The organism is Enterobacter sp. 01-M-03-SI-ECC, assembly GCF_047530215.1.
GTDB lineage: Bacteria > Pseudomonadota > Gammaproteobacteria > Enterobacterales > Enterobacteriaceae > Enterobacter > Enterobacter chengduensis.
This window is the reverse complement of record NZ_JBLKDA010000009.1, coordinates 73,653-90,077: the sequence shown is the minus strand read 5'-3', so window position 1 is coordinate 90,077 and position 16,425 is coordinate 73,653. Positions and strand designations below refer to the sequence as shown.

At 58.4% G+C, this 16,425-nt stretch carries 12 protein-coding genes and 1 CRISPR repeat array; of the genes, 3 read left to right on the top strand and 9 right to left on the bottom strand.

Features of this window, described 5'->3' with window-relative positions:
- Window positions 1-80: 80 nt before the first annotated feature.
- On the top strand, window positions 81-1,910 hold the full coding sequence (locus ACMWKK_RS10860; RefSeq protein WP_112781243.1) for a glycoside hydrolase family 19 protein: 1,830 nt from the start codon (window positions 81-83) through the stop codon (window positions 1,908-1,910).
- Between the two features lie 119 nt (window positions 1,911-2,029).
- Here ACMWKK_RS10860 and ACMWKK_RS10855 read toward each other — a convergent pair whose 3' ends face one another.
- The 4 genes from ACMWKK_RS10855 to poxB form a co-directional block, all read right to left on the bottom strand.
- Window positions 2,030-3,043, bottom strand: a complete 1,014-nt coding sequence (locus ACMWKK_RS10855; RefSeq protein ID WP_112781242.1) for an NAD-dependent epimerase/dehydratase family protein — start codon at window positions 3,041-3,043, stop codon at window positions 2,030-2,032.
- 92 nt (window positions 3,044-3,135) lie between these two features.
- The gene (locus ACMWKK_RS10850) at window positions 3,136-4,572 is read right to left on the bottom strand and encodes an SDR family oxidoreductase (RefSeq protein ID WP_112781241.1); all 1,437 of its coding nucleotides are present in this window, start codon (window positions 4,570-4,572) and stop codon (window positions 3,136-3,138) included.
- 10 nt (window positions 4,573-4,582) lie between these two features.
- Window positions 4,583-5,584 carry a low-specificity L-threonine aldolase gene (gene ltaE, locus ACMWKK_RS10845; protein WP_112781240.1) on the bottom strand — a complete coding sequence of 334 codons (1,002 nt, stop codon included), beginning with the start codon at window positions 5,582-5,584 and terminating at the stop codon, window positions 4,583-4,585.
- A gap of 38 nt (window positions 5,585-5,622) precedes the next feature.
- Window positions 5,623-7,341, bottom strand: coding sequence for a ubiquinone-dependent pyruvate dehydrogenase (gene poxB / locus ACMWKK_RS10840; protein ID WP_161656376.1), 1,719 nt, complete (start codon window positions 7,339-7,341; stop codon window positions 5,623-5,625).
- Between the two features lie 151 nt (window positions 7,342-7,492).
- Here poxB and ACMWKK_RS10835 point away from each other — a divergent pair, with 151 nt between their 5' ends.
- Entirely contained in the window at window positions 7,493-7,927 is a 435-nt protein-coding gene (locus tag ACMWKK_RS10835; protein ID WP_112781238.1) for a DoxX family protein, read from the top strand.
- A 166-nt stretch (window positions 7,928-8,093) separates the two neighbouring features.
- Window positions 8,094-8,541: a CRISPR direct-repeat array (repeat unit 28 nt; unit sequence GTTCACTGCCGTACAGGCAGCTTAGAAA).
- Between the two features lie 291 nt (window positions 8,542-8,832).
- Here ACMWKK_RS10835 and hcr read toward each other — a convergent pair.
- The 4 genes from hcr to aqpZ form a co-directional block, all read right to left on the bottom strand.
- Window positions 8,833-9,801 carry an NADH oxidoreductase gene (gene hcr / locus ACMWKK_RS10830; protein WP_112781237.1) on the bottom strand — a complete coding sequence of 323 codons (969 nt, stop codon included), beginning with the start codon at window positions 9,799-9,801 and terminating at the stop codon, window positions 8,833-8,835.
- Window positions 9,802-9,811: 10 nt separating this feature from the next.
- Window positions 9,812-11,464 carry a hydroxylamine reductase gene (gene hcp, locus ACMWKK_RS10825; protein WP_112781236.1) on the bottom strand — a complete coding sequence of 551 codons (1,653 nt, stop codon included), beginning with the start codon at window positions 11,462-11,464 and terminating at the stop codon, window positions 9,812-9,814.
- Window positions 11,465-11,608: 144 nt separating this feature from the next.
- Window positions 11,609-12,508, bottom strand: coding sequence for a lysine exporter LysO family protein (locus tag ACMWKK_RS10820; protein ID WP_112781235.1), 900 nt, complete (start codon window positions 12,506-12,508; stop codon window positions 11,609-11,611).
- Between the two features lie 169 nt (window positions 12,509-12,677).
- Window positions 12,678-13,373: an aquaporin Z gene (gene aqpZ / locus ACMWKK_RS10815; protein WP_014883193.1), complete on the bottom strand. Its 696-nt coding sequence runs from the start codon at window positions 13,371-13,373 to the stop codon at window positions 12,678-12,680.
- A 290-nt stretch (window positions 13,374-13,663) separates the two neighbouring features.
- On the opposite strand from aqpZ, the gene ACMWKK_RS10810 reads away from it, so the two are divergent.
- Window positions 13,664-15,322, top strand: a complete 1,659-nt coding sequence (locus tag ACMWKK_RS10810) for an ATP-dependent endonuclease (RefSeq protein ID WP_161656374.1) — start codon at window positions 13,664-13,666, stop codon at window positions 15,320-15,322.
- Here the strand turns inward: ACMWKK_RS10810 and ACMWKK_RS10805 are convergent.
- A complete protein-coding gene (locus tag ACMWKK_RS10805; RefSeq protein WP_112781233.1) occupies window positions 15,319-16,275 on the bottom strand; it encodes a VirK/YbjX family protein in 957 nt (318 codons plus the stop codon). The genes ACMWKK_RS10810 and ACMWKK_RS10805 overlap by 4 nt on opposite strands.
- Between the last annotated feature and the right edge of the window lie 150 nt (window positions 16,276-16,425).

Genomic DNA, 16,425 nt, shown 5'->3' with positions numbered 1-16,425 from the left:
TTTCCGCGGTTTATTTATTAACGGATTAATACATAAGCCTGGATTGTTAATATTTAACTTAGATAAACAGGAATAGTGAAATGAACAAAAGGACGTTACTGAGTGTACTCGTTGCCGGCGCATGCGTAGCACCGTTTATGGCCCAGGCTGCCTCGCTGCAAGCGACCACCAGTGAACCATACACCATCAAAGCCAGCGATCTGGCGAAGAAAGAGAAAGAGCTGACCAGCTTCCCGCTGATGGCCTCCGTAAAAGAGACCATCCAGACGCTGGACAACGCTCAGGTTGAATTGATTGAGCCAGGCCGTGCGGCGAACCCGGATAACGTGAAACGCGTGGAAGGGATTGTGAAGGCCAGCGACTGGGAGTATCTCTTCCCGCTGCGCGCGCAGGCGTACACCTACAGCAACTTCCTGAAAGCGGTAGGTAAGTTCCCGGCGCTGTGTAAGACCTATAACGACGGTCGCGACAGTGACGCCATCTGCCGTAAAGAGCTGGCAACCATGTTTGCCCACTTTGCCCAGGAAACCGGCGGTCACGAAAGCTGGCGTCCGGAAGCCGAATGGCGTCAGGCCCTGGTTCACGTGCGTGAAATGGGCTGGAGCGAAGGCCAGAAGGGCGGCTATAACGGCGAATGTAACCCGGACGTCTGGCAGGGTCAGACCTGGCCGTGCGGTAAAGACAAAGACGGCGACTTCCTGAGCTACTTTGGTCGCGGTGCTAAGCAGTTGTCCTACAACTACAACTACGGTCCGTTCTCTGAAGCGATGTACGGCGACGTGCGTACCCTGCTCGACAAACCTGAGCTGGTGGCGGATACCTGGCTGAACCTGGCGAGTGCGATCTTCTTCTTCGCCTATCCACAGCCGCCAAAACCAAGCATGCTGCAGGTCATCGACGGCACCTGGCAGCCGAACGATCACGATAAAGCCAACGGCCTGGTCCCTGGCTTCGGCGTGACCACTCAGATCATCAACGGCGGCGTTGAGTGCGGCGGTCCAACTGAAATTGCACAGTCTGAGAACCGTATCAAGTACTACAAAGAGTTCGCGAACTACCTGAAGGTTCCCGTTCCGGCGAACGAAGTGCTGGGCTGCGCGAACATGAAGCAGTTCGACGAAGGCGGCGCTGGCGCGCTGAAGATCTACTGGGAGCAGGACTGGGGATGGAGCGCGGATACGCCAAGCGGCGCAACCTACTCTTGCCAGCTGGTTGGCTACCAGACGCCGTTCAGCGCGTTCAAAGAGGGTGACTACAGCAAGTGCGTGCAGAAGTTCTTTAACGTGAACATCGTTAACGACGACGGTTCCGCTACGCCGGATCAAACCCCGGTAACGCCGACGCCGACCCCAGCGCCGTCACAAGACGAAACGCCGGCGCCAGCGCCAGTACCGGATGAAACCCCGGCAGAACCTGCTGCGGTGAACCACGCGCCGGTCGCGCATATCGCCGGTCCAATCGGCGCGGTTGACGCCGGTGCGCAGGTTTCACTGAGCGCAGAAGGCTCTACCGATGCTGACGGCAACGCGCTGACCTACACCTGGCGTTCTCAGGACGGCCAGACCGTGACCGGTCAGGATAAAGCTGTGGTGACGTTCAAGGCGCCAGAAGCGGCGACGGCTCAGCAGATTGAAATCAGCCTGACCGTAAGCGACGGCGAGCTGAGCAGCACGACCTCCTATCTGCTGAACGTGAAGGCCAAAGCGGCACCGTCTCAGGACGAAGGCACATCCGGCAATTACGCCGCGTGGAGCGCGAACAGCAAGTACAAGGCGGGCGATATCGTGAACAACCACGGTAAACTGTTCCAGTGCAAACCGTTCCCGTACAGCGGCTGGTGTAACAACGCTCCGGCATACTATGAACCAGGTGCAGGCCTGGCGTGGGCTGATGCCTGGACGGCTCTGTAAAAGCAAACGGCAACCGAAAGGTTGCCGTTTTAGTTTTTGCACCCTCTCCCCAAAGGGGCGAGGGAACGGTACGGTGCAGTTGTAGGCCCGGTAAGGCGAAGCCGCCACCGGGCAACAGGCTAGCGGTGCAGTTTCCCGTGATCCCGTAACCACGCCGCCGTGCGCACAATCCCTTCATCCAGCGTCACCACCGGCTGATACCCCAGCTCATTTTCCGCCCGCGAAATATCCAGCGTGAAGTCAAAGTTAAGCTTCGATACGCCGTAATGCGTCAGCGCAGGCTCTTTGGCCGATTTACTGCCAAAACGCTCCATGCTGCGGGCAATCATGTCGAGCATCGGGTAGGGGACCGAACGGATACGGCAGTCGATCTGCAGCTCGTCGATCAGCCGCTGCACAATGCTGCGCAGCGTGCACGGCTCGCCGTTGGTGATGTTGTAGGCGCGACCGGAGATCAGCTTATCGCAGTCCGGCTGGCTTGCCAGCCACATGGCGTGGACGGCGTTTTCGTAATAGGTCATATCCACCAGCGCATCGCCACCGCGCGGCAGCAGCACGCTGCCGTAATGATGCATCATCTGCGCCAGGCGCGGAATAAATACCTTGTCGTGCGGTCCGAACAGGCTTTGCGGACGCAGGATCGTAAACCGGGTATGCGGGTTCGACTGCGCCAGCAGGTCGATCACCTCTTCGCTGGCCGCCTTGCTGCGGGCAAACTCGCAGGCAAAGCGGGCAGGGCGGAAATCTTCCTGCACGTCACGATGGTGGTGGTAGTCGAAATAGAGCGACGGGGACGAGATATGAATAAAGTTACGCACGCCCCAGGCGACGGCCCATTCGCCCAGACGGCGAGTGGCCCGCACGTTGGCGAGATCGAAGGCTTCCTGGGTTCCCCACGGCGAGGTAAAACTGGAGCAGTGCCACAGCGTGTCGATACCGGCGAGCATCACTTTCGCCTGCGAGGAGACCAGCTCCGTCAGGTCGGCATGGACGAACTCTGCGCCCATTTTTTGCAGAAGTTTACCCATCGCTTCGTTGCGACCGGTAGCCCTGACGCTGATGCCCTTGTTGCGCAGAAATTCGACCGCATTTCGGCCTAAGCCGCTGGTCGCCCCGGTAACCAGTACCTTCATAACTATCCACTGTGTTGAAAAGAATTTCGTGCGCATTCTTTCGTGAATTACGGCGCTATGCAATGGGAAAGGTGAAAGAAAGAGAGTTTTATTTAGATCTTTTCCGTCTTTTGTTCTGCCCGTTGCGCAATCCGTTTCGCCATCCCGCGGAAGATAAACAGGTGGGCGGGGATCATCAACAGCCAGTAGAACAGACCCGGCATTCCGTGCGGATGCCACCAGGCGCGGACGTCCAGTTCCCGATAATCGCCTTTGTCTTTCAGCGTAAAGCAGAGTCGCCCCAGGCCCGGCGCCTTCATGCCGAACAGCAGCGCCAGCTGTTTTTCCGGCTCGACGATAATCACCTTCCAGCTGTCGACCGCGTCGCCCACCTCAAGATACGGGCGGGCCGGGCGGCCTTTAGCCAGCCTGTGGCCCACCAGCAGATCCATTGCCCCGCGCGTTTGCCAGAGGAGATTACCGAAGAAATACCCTTCTTTTCCGCCAATCTGGTTCACGACCTTCCACAGATCTGCAAGGCTGGCGGAAGTCTTCACCGGGCAGCCCGCCTGTTTCGGGTAATAGCCGTACTCCGGCCGCCAGCGGGCAAACGCCTGAGCGTCGTACCCCCAGTCGCTGGAGTTCACCAACTGCTCTTCTTCTTTCAGCGTATTGCGCACGGCATCGTCAAAGCGGATCAGATCCTGCGGGATGAGCGCCCGCAGCGCGCGATCGTCCGCCAGCAGATCGTGCTTCAGCCCCTGGATCAGCGCTTTGGCGGTCGTCGGCGGCACGGAGGTGATGACATTCAAAAACCACACTGAAATCCAGCGGGTCGGGAAGGGGATGGGGATCAGCCAGCGGCGGCGTCCGCTGACGCGCATAAAATGTTCGAACTGCTCCTGATAGCTCAGCACCTCAGGACCGGCCGCCTCCAGCACGCGGTGTTGCTCCGCAGGGTGATCCAGCAGGGCCACCAGATAATGCAGTAAATTCTCCAGCGCAATCGGCGTGGTGCGTGAGCGCACCCAGCGCGGCGGCGTGAGCACCGGCAGGTTGTAGACCATATCGCGCATCACTTCGAAGGCGGCCGACCCCGCGCCGACGATGATCCCCGCGCGCAGTTCGGTGACGGGAATAGTGGCGCCGCGCAGGGTGTCCGCCGTCAGCTGGCGGGCGCGCAGGTGATCGGACTGCTCATGTTCGGGGGCCTGGAGCGAGCTTAAAAAAATCACCTGCTTCACCGGGGTTTGCAGCAGGGCATCGCGGACGTTCATCGCCACCTGACGCTCGTGGGCGATAAAGTCCCCGCCTTCGCCCATGCTGTGCACCAGGTAGTAAAGCGTGTCGACCCCTTCCAGCAGCGCGGGAAGTTCCTTCGGCCAGTTGAGGTCAACGTTGTGGCAGGTGACGCCGGGCAAACTCAGTTTTTGCAGGCGTTCGGTGTTGCGTGCCGCTGCCAGCACCCGGTGCCTCTCCCGGCTTAACGCCGTGGTCAGATGCTGGCCAATATATCCGCTGGCGCCGAGCACCAGAATGCGTTGCGGCACGTCGGGCTCCTTAGCGCTGTAAAAACGCCTGCCAGTGTTTCACCACGTCCGCCAGCTGCTCGCGGCTGACGTCAAGATGCATCACCAGGCGCACGATCGGTGACGCGTTGATCAGCACGCCGCGCGCTTTCATAAATTCACCCAGCGCGGCGGCATGCTCATCGCCGACGCGAACGAACAGCATGTTGGTGTCGTGACGCATCACCTCGGCGCCAATCTCGCGAAGCTGCATGGCCATCCACGCGGCGTTATCGTGATCGTCCTTCAGACGCGCCACGTTGTTTTTTAGCGCGTACAGCCCCGCCGCCGCCAGAATTCCCGCCTGGCGCATGCCGCCGCCGGTCATTTTACGCCAGCGGTTGGCGCGCTTGATGTAGTCCGCATTGCCAACAAGCAGAGAGCCCACGGGCGTGCCCAGCCCTTTTGAGAGGCAGATGGTGAAGGAGTCGCAGTATTGCGTAATCTCCTTCAGCTCGCAGCCGTACGCCACGACGGCGTTGAAGATACGCGCGCCGTCCACGTGCAGGCCGAGTTTACGCTCGCGGGTAAATTCCCACGCGGCCTTCAGGTACTCGCGCGGTAGCACCTTGCCGTTGTGGGTGTTTTCCAGGCTGAGCAGCCTGGTACGGGCGAAGTGGATGTCGTCGGCTTTAATTTTCGCCGCCACCTTATCGAGCGGCAGGGAGCCGTCCGGCGCGGCGTCAATTGGCTGCGGCTGTATGCTGCCCAGCACCGCGGCACCGCCGGCTTCGTAGAGATAGTTATGCGCGCCCTGACCGACGATGTACTCTTCCCCGCGCTCGCAGTGGCTGAGCAGCGCCACCAGGTTAGCCTGCGTACCGGTGGGCAGGAACAGGGCAGCCTCCTTGCCGCTCAGCTCTGCCGCATAGCGCTGCAGTTCGTTGACCGTCGGGTCATCGCCGTAGACGTCGTCCCCGACCGCGGCGGCCATCATCTCTTCGAGCATGGCGCGGCTCGGGCGGGTAACGGTATCACTGCGTAAATCGATCATGGCATGTCCTTATTATTAAAAAGGCGATGCCAGATGTTTTACCTGAGCCAGTTGGTTTTTGCCAGTTCGATCACCTCGTCACCGCGACCGCTGATGATGGCGCGCAGCATATACAGGCTAAAGCCTTTGGCCTGCTCCAGCTTGATCTGCGGCGGGATCGCCAGCTCCTCTTTGGCGACGACAACGTCTACCAGCACCGGGCCGTCGATGGAGAAGGCGCGCTGCAGGGCTTCGTCCACCTCGGAGGCTTTCTCCACGCGAATGCCGGTAATGCCGCAGGCCTCGGCAATGCGCGCGAAGTTGGTGTCGTGCAGCTCGGTGCCGTCCGTGAGATAGCCGCCGGCCTTCATTTCCATCGCCACGAAGCCGAGCACGCTGTTGTTAAAGACCACGATTTTGAGCGGGAGCTTCATCTGCACCACCGACAGGAAATCCCCCATCAGCATGCTGAACCCGCCGTCGCCGCACATCGCCACCACCTGACGCTCCGGCGCCGTCGCTTTCGCGCCCAGCGCCTGCGGCATGGCGTTGGCCATCGAGCCGTGGTTGAACGAGCCGAGCAGGCGGCGTTTGCCGTTCATCTTCAGATAGCGCGCCGCCCAGACCGTTGGCGTGCCCACGTCGCAGGTGAAGATGGCGTCGTCGTCGGCAAAATGGCTGATTTGCTGCGCCAGATACTGCGGGTGAATGGCCTTGTCGCTCGGTTTGGCGAGGTCGTCCAGCCCCTTGCGGGCATCGCGATAGTCGCTTAACGCCTTATCAAGGAACGTGCGGTCCGTTTTCTCTTCCAGCAGCGGCAGCAGGGCGGCGAGCGTAGATTTGATGTCGCCCACCAGCGCCATATCGACCTTGCTGTGCGCGCCGATGCTGGCCGGGTTGATATCAATCTGAATGATTTTCGCATCCGATGGGTAGAACGCGCGATACGGGAACTGGGTGCCGAGCAGGATCAGCGTGTCGGCGTTCATCATGGTGTGGAAGCCGCTGGAAAAACCGATCAGCCCGGTCATGCCCACATCATAGGGGTTGTCGTACTCCACGTGCTCTTTGCCGCGCAGGGCGTGAACAATCGGCGATTTAAGCTTACCCGCGAACTCCAGCAGCTCCTTGTGCGCGCCCGCGCAGCCGCTGCCGCACATCAGGGCGATATTGCTGGAGTAACGCAGCAGCTGCGCCAGCTTTTTCAGCTCTTCTTGTGCAGGCGTCACGACCGGCTGCGGGGCGTGATACCAGTGGGTGCTGGCCCCTTCAGGCGCGGCCTTGAGCGCCACGTCGCCGGGGATCACGACCACCGAAACGCCGCGGTTCAGCACCGCCTTGCGCATGGCGATCGCCAGCACCTGCGGGATCTGCTCCGGGGATGAAACCAGCTCACAGTAGTGGCTGCATTCACGGAACAGCTCCTGCGGATGCGTCTCCTGAAAATAGCCGCTGCCGATTTCGGAGGAGGGGATGTGGGCGGCAATCGCCAGAACCGGAACATGATTGCGGTGGCAGTCAAACAGGCCGTTGATCAGGTGCAGGTTCCCCGGTCCGCACGAGCCGGCACAGACGGCCAGTTCACCGGTGAGCTGTGCTTCAGCGCCTGCGGCGAAGGCGGCAACCTCTTCATGGCGGGTTGGCATCCATTCTATGGTCTTCATCTTGTTAAGGCTGTCGCTCAGCCCGTTGAGGGAATCGCCGGTGACGCCCCAGATGCGTTTTACGCCAGCCTGTTCCAGGGTTTTCGCTATATATGCAGCCACGGTTTGTTTCATGGTTGTCCTTCTCCTTTTTGTGATATCGCTTACAAGCTTAGAAGAAAGTCTCCGTCTTGCCCGTCATTTCCCCCCAATTTAAAGGTGCTTTTCATGCGCAATTATTCGGCATAATCTGGTGATACCTCAGTGAAAACAGGAATCATTTCAAATGGTTAAATCATTGTTAATTGCTGTTAATGAAAAGCTATCGTGCGACGATCTTGGCAAACTCTTGTTACGACTTGCCGTCGGCGGGCTGATGCTTTTTCACGGTTTGCACAAGCTTTTTGGCGGCGTGGGCTTTATCAGCGGCATGCTGGTGGAAAAAGGATTGCCTGGATTTATCGCCTACGGCGTGTTGATTGGCGAAGTGCTGGCGCCAGTCCTGATTATTATCGGGCTCTTTACGCGCCCGGCCGCGCTGGTGCTGGCGTTTACGATGATTGTGGCGTGGCTGATGGTGGGAATGGGTGAAACGTTCGCCCTCGATAAGGTTGGTGCATGGGCGATTGAAAGCCTGGTGTACTTCTTTGTTGGCTCGCTGGCGGTGGCGTGTTTAGGGGCAGGGCGTTACGCGGTGGGGAAAGACCCAGCGTGGCGTTGAGGTTTGGGCTCGGGTATGAAGGAAGGGGTCTGAGGACCCTTTTTTATTGGCGATTTGTAACTCATTGATTTTATTGTGCTGAAATGTATGCAAAGAAAAAAGGGGTTGAGACGATTTTTTTAGGTAATTTCTTTATCTGACAAGGTGATAGGTGTAGATTGTTCCAGTTCACTGCCGTACAGGCAGCTTAGAAAAGAAGAGTGGTAGGCACTGCGCCTGATGCTGGGTTCAGTGCCGTACAGGCAGCTTAGAAAATCGACTCACGGCGGCCGCCCACGGCCAGCACGTTCACTGCCGTACAGGCAGCTTAGAAACGCCAATCGACGCCGCCCAGCGCAATTCTATTGTTCACTGCCGTACAGGCAGCTTAGAAATTAACTACTCTATACCCAAATGGGAAGGTGTGGTTCACTGCCGTACAGGCAGCTTAGAAAGTGTACGCGTCGTACAAGTCGCCAAGAAAAGAGTTCACTGCCGTACAGGCAGCTTAGAAAAACGCAAATAAATGTCACCACACTGGATAATGGTTCACTGCCGCACAGGCAGCTTAGAAATTGCCGGGTGATTTAGCTGTCTTGCCGTCGTTGTTCACTGCCGTACAGGCAGCAACCACATCTAGTTCGGTCAAACACTGTGCTGCCTGTTTATAAGCCCGGTGGCGCTAGCGCTTACCGGGCCTACGAAGAGCCTGCATGTAAAAAGTAGGCCGGGTAAACGCAGTGCCACCCGACAAAAAGCCTGAGTGGAAAAAGTAGGCCGGGTAAACGCAGTGCCACCCGGCAAAAAGCCTGAATGGATAAGGTAGGTCGGGTAAACGCAGTGCCATCCGACAAAAAGCCTGAATGGATAAGGTAGGCCGGGTAAACGCAGTGCCACCCGACAAAAAACGGCGGCACCGCGTCAGATTATGCGAGAACTAAATCCCCCTGCGGGTGGCACGAGCACGCCAGCACGTAGCCCTCGGCAACTTCCGCGTCGGAGAGCGTCATGGTGCTGGTGACGGTATACTCCCCAGAAACCACCTTCGTCTTACAGCAGCCGCACACGCCCGCGCGGCAGGCTGCCACGACAGGCACCCTGTTGCTTTCCAGCGCCTCCAGCAGCGTCGTCCCCACGCGGCCAAAGAAGGTCTGCGCAGGCTGTAGCTTGGTAAACTGAATCCCGCTGGCTGCCGCTTCCGCCACCGGCGTGAAGAACTGCTCTTTAAAGAAGCGGGTCACGCCAAGCGCTTTCACCTCTTTTTCCACGCTGTCCATGTACGGTGCCGGGCCGCAGGTCATCACGGTGCGGTTTGCAATGTCCGGCACGCTCTGCAGCAGCTCGCGGCTCAGGCGACCGGGCACAAAGCCGTGGGTCGCGTTGTGCTCGGCCACCAGCGTCACCGGATAGTTGCGCCACTCCCCGGCAAAGATCACATCGTTTGGAGAACGCACGCTGAAGATCGCCTGTACGTCGGCCTGCGGTCGGTTTTTCGCCAGCCAGCGGCGCATCGACATAATCGGCGTCACGCCGCAGCCCGCTGCCAGCAGCAGGAACTTATCGTCCGCCTTGTCGTCACAGGTGAAATTACCCTGCGCGTCAGAAAGCCAAAGATAATCCCCGCGCTTCACGTCACGGGTCAGCCACTGGGAGCCGGCCCCGTCATCAATGCGGCGGACGGTGAGCGTAATGTACTCGCTTACGCCCGGCGTTGACGAGAGCGTGTAGGCGCGCAGGGTGTCCGCCGAATGTCGAACGCTGACCAGCGCGTACTGGCCTGCGCGGTACGGGTAATAGTCGTGGCAAATCAGCGACAGCGTCCACACGTCCGGCGTCTCCTGCTGGATGTGATGAACCTGCATCCGCCACGGGCATTGTGGGGTTGGCATGGTCATAAATACCTCCTTACGCGCTCAGCAGCTGTTTCATATCGTCTTCAACATTCGTCACGGAACGCAGGCCGAATTTTTCATTCAGCACCGCCAGCAGGTCCGGCGTCAGGAAGCCTGGCGCGGTCGGGCCGGTCACGATGTTGGTGACGCCCAGAGAGAGCAGGGTCAGCAGGATGACAATCGCCTTCTGTTCAAACCATGACAGCACCAGCGACAGCGGCAGATCGTTCACGCCGCAGCCCAGTTTTTCCGCCAGGGTGACCGCCAGGATGATGGCCGAGTAGGCATCGTTACACTGGCCCGCATCAATCAGGCGCGGCAGGCCTTCGATGTTGCCGAAGTCCAGCTTGTTGAAACGGTATTTGCCGCACGCCAGGGTCAGGATCAGGCAGTCTTCCGGCACGCGGGTGGCGAAATCGGTGAAGTAGCTACGCTCGCCGCGCGCGCCGTCACAGCCGCCGACGAGGAAGATGTGGCGCAGCTTTTCACGGCTAACGAGATCGATCAGCGAATCGGCGGCGCCGAGGAGGGTTTCACGGCCGAAGCCGACGGTGATGAGATGCGGAATTTCGCTGTACGGGAAGCCCGACATCTGCTGCGCCTGGGCGATAACCGGAGCGAAATCGTCGCCTTCAAGATGGCTCACGCCAGGCCAGCCGACGATGCTGCGGGTCCAGATGCGATCGTCATACGCGCCGACGGTAGGGTCGATAATGCAGTTAGAGGTCATTACGATAGGGCCAGGGAAGCGGGCGAACTCTACCTGCTGGTTCTGCCAGCCGCTGCCGTAGTTACCGATCAGATGCTTAAATTTACGCAGTTCCGGGTAGCCGTGCGCGGGCAGCATTTCGCCGTGGGTATAGACGTTCACGCCGGTGCCTTCGGTCTGCTTCAGCAGGTTGTAGAGATCTTTCAGGTCATGGCCGGAAATCAGGATGCACTTGCCTGCGGTCGCCTTAACGTTGACCTGCGTCGGCGTCGGGTGGCCGTAGGTGCTGGTTTCACCGGCGTCCAGAATGCTCATCACGCGGAAGTTCATCTGGCCGATTTCCATTGCGCACTCCAGCAGCGCGTTCATGTCGGCAGGCCAGGTGCCGAGCCACGCCATGATCTTGTGGTACTGGGCGTAAATATCGTTGTCATATTGGCCGAGCACGTGGGCGTGTTCCATATAGGCCGCCGCGCCTTTCAGACCGTACAGGCACAGCAGGCGCAGGCCGAGAATGTTCTCGCCAATCGCCGCTTTGTCTTTATTCGGGGTGAAGCCTGCCGCCTGACGCTGGAGGTCGCCCAGATCGTCACTCGCCAGCTGAAGTTCTGCCATTGGGTTTTCCACGCGGGCGTTAGCATCGGCGTTCAGGCACTGCGCCTTCAGCGCTTCCCGCAGAGCGATGGCTTCACGGGCATAGCCAACAATGCGCGGCGAATCGAAGTTAACGTTGGTCAGCGTGGAGAAGAAGGCGCGCGGGGCAAAGCTGTCGACGTAATGGTCGACAATGCCGTATTCCCGGGCCTTGAGCGCCCAGGCGGAAAGGCCTTGCAGGGCCGCAATCAGCAGGTCCTGCAGGTCAGATGTTTCTGCGGTTTTGCCGCACATACCCTGTGCGTAAGAGCAACCGTTACCGGCCGGAGTACGGATAGTTTGTTCACATTGCACACAAAACATAATCACACCTGTTAAAGTTATATTTAAGATACATGTTTAAGGTTATGCCTGTGCCGGAAGGGTGAAAAGGGCTTTCTGCTACAAAATCGAGGGAGATTGATTTAGCGCAATTTTGGCGGCAGGAACCCTACCGCCAAAGAAGTATCAGGCGGAGAAAAACGCCATCAGAATGGGAACAAGCAGGCTCAGGATAAAGCCATGAACGATGGCGGCAGGCACCAGCTCCAGGCCGCCGGAGCGCTGGAGTACCGGAAGGGTAAAGTCCATCGACGTCGCGCCGCACAGACCCAGCGCGGTAGAACGGCTGCGGCGAACCAGGCCCGGGATCAGCATGATGGCAATCAGCTCTCGCGCCAGATCGTTAAAGAAGGCGGCGCTGCCGATGACCGGGCCGAATGATTCGGTCAGCAGAATACCGGAGAGAGAGTACCAGCCAAAACCGGAGGCCATCGCCAGGCCGGTTTTCAGCGGCAGATCGAGAATAAAGGCGTTAATGATACCCGCCACCATGGAGCTGGCGACAACGATAACGGCAATCATCATTCCCCGGCGGTTGAGGACAATTTGCTTCAGCGTCATGCCGTTATTTCGCAGCTGAATACCGATCAGGAACAGCAGGAAGATCAGCGTATATTCACTGGCCTCCGTCGCATGCTGCAAAAATGCCCAGCCGGTCAGCCCAAGAAGAAAACCGAGCACCACGACGCCGCATAATTTTAATGATTCAAGCGCCATCGCAATTCGGGAAGGCAGTTTTTCCTGATGATGGTGATTTTTCCATGGAATAGTCTGTTCCAGCCACAGCAGCGCGGCAATATTGCACAGTAAAATAACCACCACGGTGACCGCAGAATAGTGCAGGATGGAAAGCAGATTGGTGGCCAGATTATCCAGGAAGGCCAGGCTGATCCCCATAAAGAAAAGAATGACGTAAACAATCCAGCTGAGAAAACGGTTGATAAGCCGTAATGCCGATTCTTGATGCAGCGGAATAAGGTAGCCCGCAATCAGGGGCAGCAGAATAATGAGGAGTCCTGAAAACATGAACAGCCGGTCCTTTTGAGTATCTGGTGAGCGCCAGAGACACTACCCAATAAAGGCTGTCCAGTAAAGCGGCATAAGAAAGCCGGGTGGCGGCTACGCCTTACCCGGCTTAAAGGTGCACGTTCACGTAGGTCGGGTAAGCGTTAGCGCTACCCGATACCGCGCGCAATTAATCGCGTTTTTCCAGCAGAGTGCGGTACAGCACGCCGCCCAGGATACCGCCGATTATCGGCATCACCCAGAACAGCCACAGCTGCTCAAGCGCCCAGCCGCCCTGGAAGATGGCGACGGCGGTGCTGCGCGCCGGGTTAACGGAGGTGTTGGTGACCGGAATCGAAATCAGGTGAATAAGGGTCAGCGCCAGACCAATCGCAATCGGGGCAAAGCCTGCCGGAGCGTGTTTGTCCGTTGCGCCGTGGATCACCAGCAGGAAGCCGGCAGTCAGCACAATTTCAATCACGATGGCAGACAGCATGGAGTAACCGCCCGGGGAATGTTCGCCGAAGCCGTTAGAGGCAAAGCCGCTGGCCGCCGCGTCGAAGCCGGCTTTGCCGCTGGCAATCACGTAGAGAACGCCGGCCGCAATAATACCGCCAACCACCTGCGCCACGATGTAACCAATCACGTCTTTAGCCGGGAAACGGCCGCCCGCCCATAAGCCTAACGTTACCGCCGGGTTAAAATGACCGCCGGAAATATGCCCCACGGCAAACGCCATGGTTAACACGGTTAAACCAAATGCCAGCGCGACGCCGACAAAACCAATGCCTAATTCCGGGAATGCTGCTGCCAGAACGGCGCTACCGCAGCCACCAAATACCAGCCAGAATGTACCAAAGCATTCCGCCGCTAATTTTCTAAACATAACCACCTCAAAATAATTTTCCGCACGCTTCCCGCGCGCGGCATATATCGCCATAAAGGGATGACGACTCAAAGAGCTCGTATTTTAGAAACCAACAACATCCCTTCGCCACTTAAATAAATTCGATTAATTTGATTTAAGGCAATGTGATGTCAATCCTTGTTCTAATCAGCGGTAAATAGAGCATAGACCAATTCCCGCAAGGGTGAATGTTGTGCTGTCGTGACAGAACGCCTCCCGCTATACTGCTGATAACTTAAAGGAAAAAGTGATCATTTCGCGGGGGATTTATGCTTCTCGAACGTGTGGAAATTGTCGGGTTTCGCGGTATTAACCGCCTGTCGCTGCAGCTTGAGCAGAACAACGTCCTGATCGGTGAGAACGCGTGGGGGAAGTCCAGCCTGCTGGATGCGCTGACGTTGCTGCTTTCCCCCGAAGACGATCTGTATCACTTCGTCCGCGAGGATTTCTGGTTCCCGCCGGGCGACGTGACGGGGCGCGAGAAGCACCTGCACATCATCCTGACGTTTCGCGAAGCCGAACCGGGCCGCCACCGCGTGCGCCGCTTCCGCCCGCTGTCGCCCTGCTGGGTGCCGTGCGATGACGGCCACCACCGGATTTTCTATCGGCTGGAGGGGGAAATGGCGGAAAACGAGGGCGTGTTGACCCTCCGTGATTTCCTCGATGAGAAAGCCAACCCGATCCCGCTGGACAATATCGACGACCTCGCCCGCCACCTGATCCGCCTGACGCCCGTGTTACGCCTGCGCGACGCGCGCTTTATGCGGCGTATTCGTAACGGTACCGTCCCGAATATGCCGGAAGTGGAAGTGACCGCTCGCGAGCTGGATTTTCTGGCAAGAGAGCTGGTGTCGCGCCCGCAGAACCTGACTGATGGTCAAATCCGCCAGGGGCTGTCCGCAATGGTGCAGCTTCTGGAGCACTATTTTTCCGAGCAGGGCACGTCCGAGTCGCGCCATCGTCTGATGCGCCGCCGCTCTCATGACGAGCAGCGCAGCTGGCGCTACCTCGATATCATTAACCGGATGATTGACCGGCCCGGCGGCCGTACCCATCGGGTGATTCTGCTGGGGCTGTTCTCAACGCTTCTGCAGGCCAAAGGCACCGTCCGTCTCGACCGGGACGCCCGGCCGCTGCTGCTGGTGGAAGACCCGGAAACGCGTCTGCATCCCATCATGCTCTCCGTGGCCTGGCATCTGCTGAATCTGCTGCCGCTCCAGCGTATTACGACCACCAATTCCGGGGAGCTATTGTCCCTGACGCCGGTAGAACACGTCTGCCGTCTGGTGCGCGAATCCTCCCGCGTCTCCGCTTTCCGGCTTGGGCCGGGCGGTTTGAACGCGGAAGACGGGCGGCGCATCGCCTTTCATATCCGCTTTAACCGCGCCTCGTCGCTCTTTGCCCGCTGCTGGCTGCTGGTGGAGGGGGAAACGGAAACCTGGGTCATCAACGAGCTGGCGCGCCAGTGCGGCCACCATTTTGATGCGGAAGGCATTAAGGTGATTGAATTCGCCCAGTCGGGATTAAAGCCGCTGATAAAATTCGCCCGCCGGATGGGGATCGAGTGGCACGTCCTGGTCGACGGTGATGAGGCGGGCAAAAAATATGCCTCGACCGTGCGTAGCCTGCTGAATAACGAGCGGGAAGAAGAGCGCGACCATTTGACCATGCTCCCCGCGATGGACATGGAGCACTTTATGTATCGTCAGGGGTTCGACGACGTCTTCCACCGCGTTGCGATGGTGCCGGTCGATGTCCCGATGAACATGCGGCGGGTGATCGCCAAGGCCATTCATCGCTCGTCAAAACCGGATCTCGCCATTGAGGTGGCGACGGAAGCGGGAAGGCGGGGGGTAGAGGCAGTGCCCACGCTGCTGAGGAAGATGTTCTCCCGCGTGCTGTGGCTGGCGCGCGGGAGAGCCGATTAACGCCGGGTCGCCTGTTTCACCTGCTGAATCAGGCTATCCAGCAGTTCGTAGCGGCGGCGATATTCCGAGCGTTTTTTGCTGGCGATCTCTTCCATCGGTTTACGCGGCATGACGAGCGGCAGCGTAAAGTTACCGTTGTCCTGCTTTTCACCGCCGAGGGAGAGCCAGAAGCTGTCGTAATCGGCCAACAGTTTCCCCTCTTTTTTCTTGCGGTAGCGCCAGCTGCGATAAATATGGGTATCGTTACTGACGGCGATAATCTGCTCTACCGGGAACGCGGCGCCGAGGGTCATGGCGGCCTCGACCAGCAGACGTTTCGGGAACAGGCCATGGCAGGCTTTCGTCGCTCCCTGGATCAGCTCGTGGGGAACGTGCGCTTTTGCGCCCTGTAAACCGCCAATGAACAGCGTCGATTTTCCCTCAAACGGGCATAGCGTAAAGGTCATCTCCGCCAGCGCGGTGTTTTGACCGTCACAGAAAACGAGGGTCGCTTCTCCCTCTTTATCCATAAACGCATCGGCGCACAGGCGAACGGTAAATTGCTGTTCCTCTTTTCCGGTTAAGGTCAGCAGCGTCACGCCCGAATTTGAGAGGTAGCCATTTATCAGCGTCGGCGGCAGCTGGCGTGACATGACCTGATAGTGCCAGGACAGCGATTCCAGCGTACGCTGTCGATCCATATTGACGGTCAACCACGGGCGATGCAGGCGGCAGGGCAGCCCCGGCTGAACCTGGAGCATTTGCATCAGGTGCGGATGCTTTGCCAGCGCAGACAGCAGGCGAGCGGTGCTGAGCGGTGTCGCCAGCGAGCGCAGCATGAACTTGCGTCGGTAGGCGGTTTTTTCCCATGCCAGCCCTGGCGCAATCTCACCGAAAGCCAGGCTTTTGAAGAGCTGCCAGCCGGATTTTGGCTGCGGCAGGTTTGAAAGTGATGTATCGACGATAGAAGACATGGTAGATCCTGATCCTTGTGGAATATCGCTATTTCAACAGGGGAAATGTCAACGTCTCGTAAACAAATTGGGGCGATTTCGGAGAACAGGGGTTTCGTTGAAGAGTCGTTTAGTTAGAATCAACCTTTATCATTGCCAGAACATTTAATT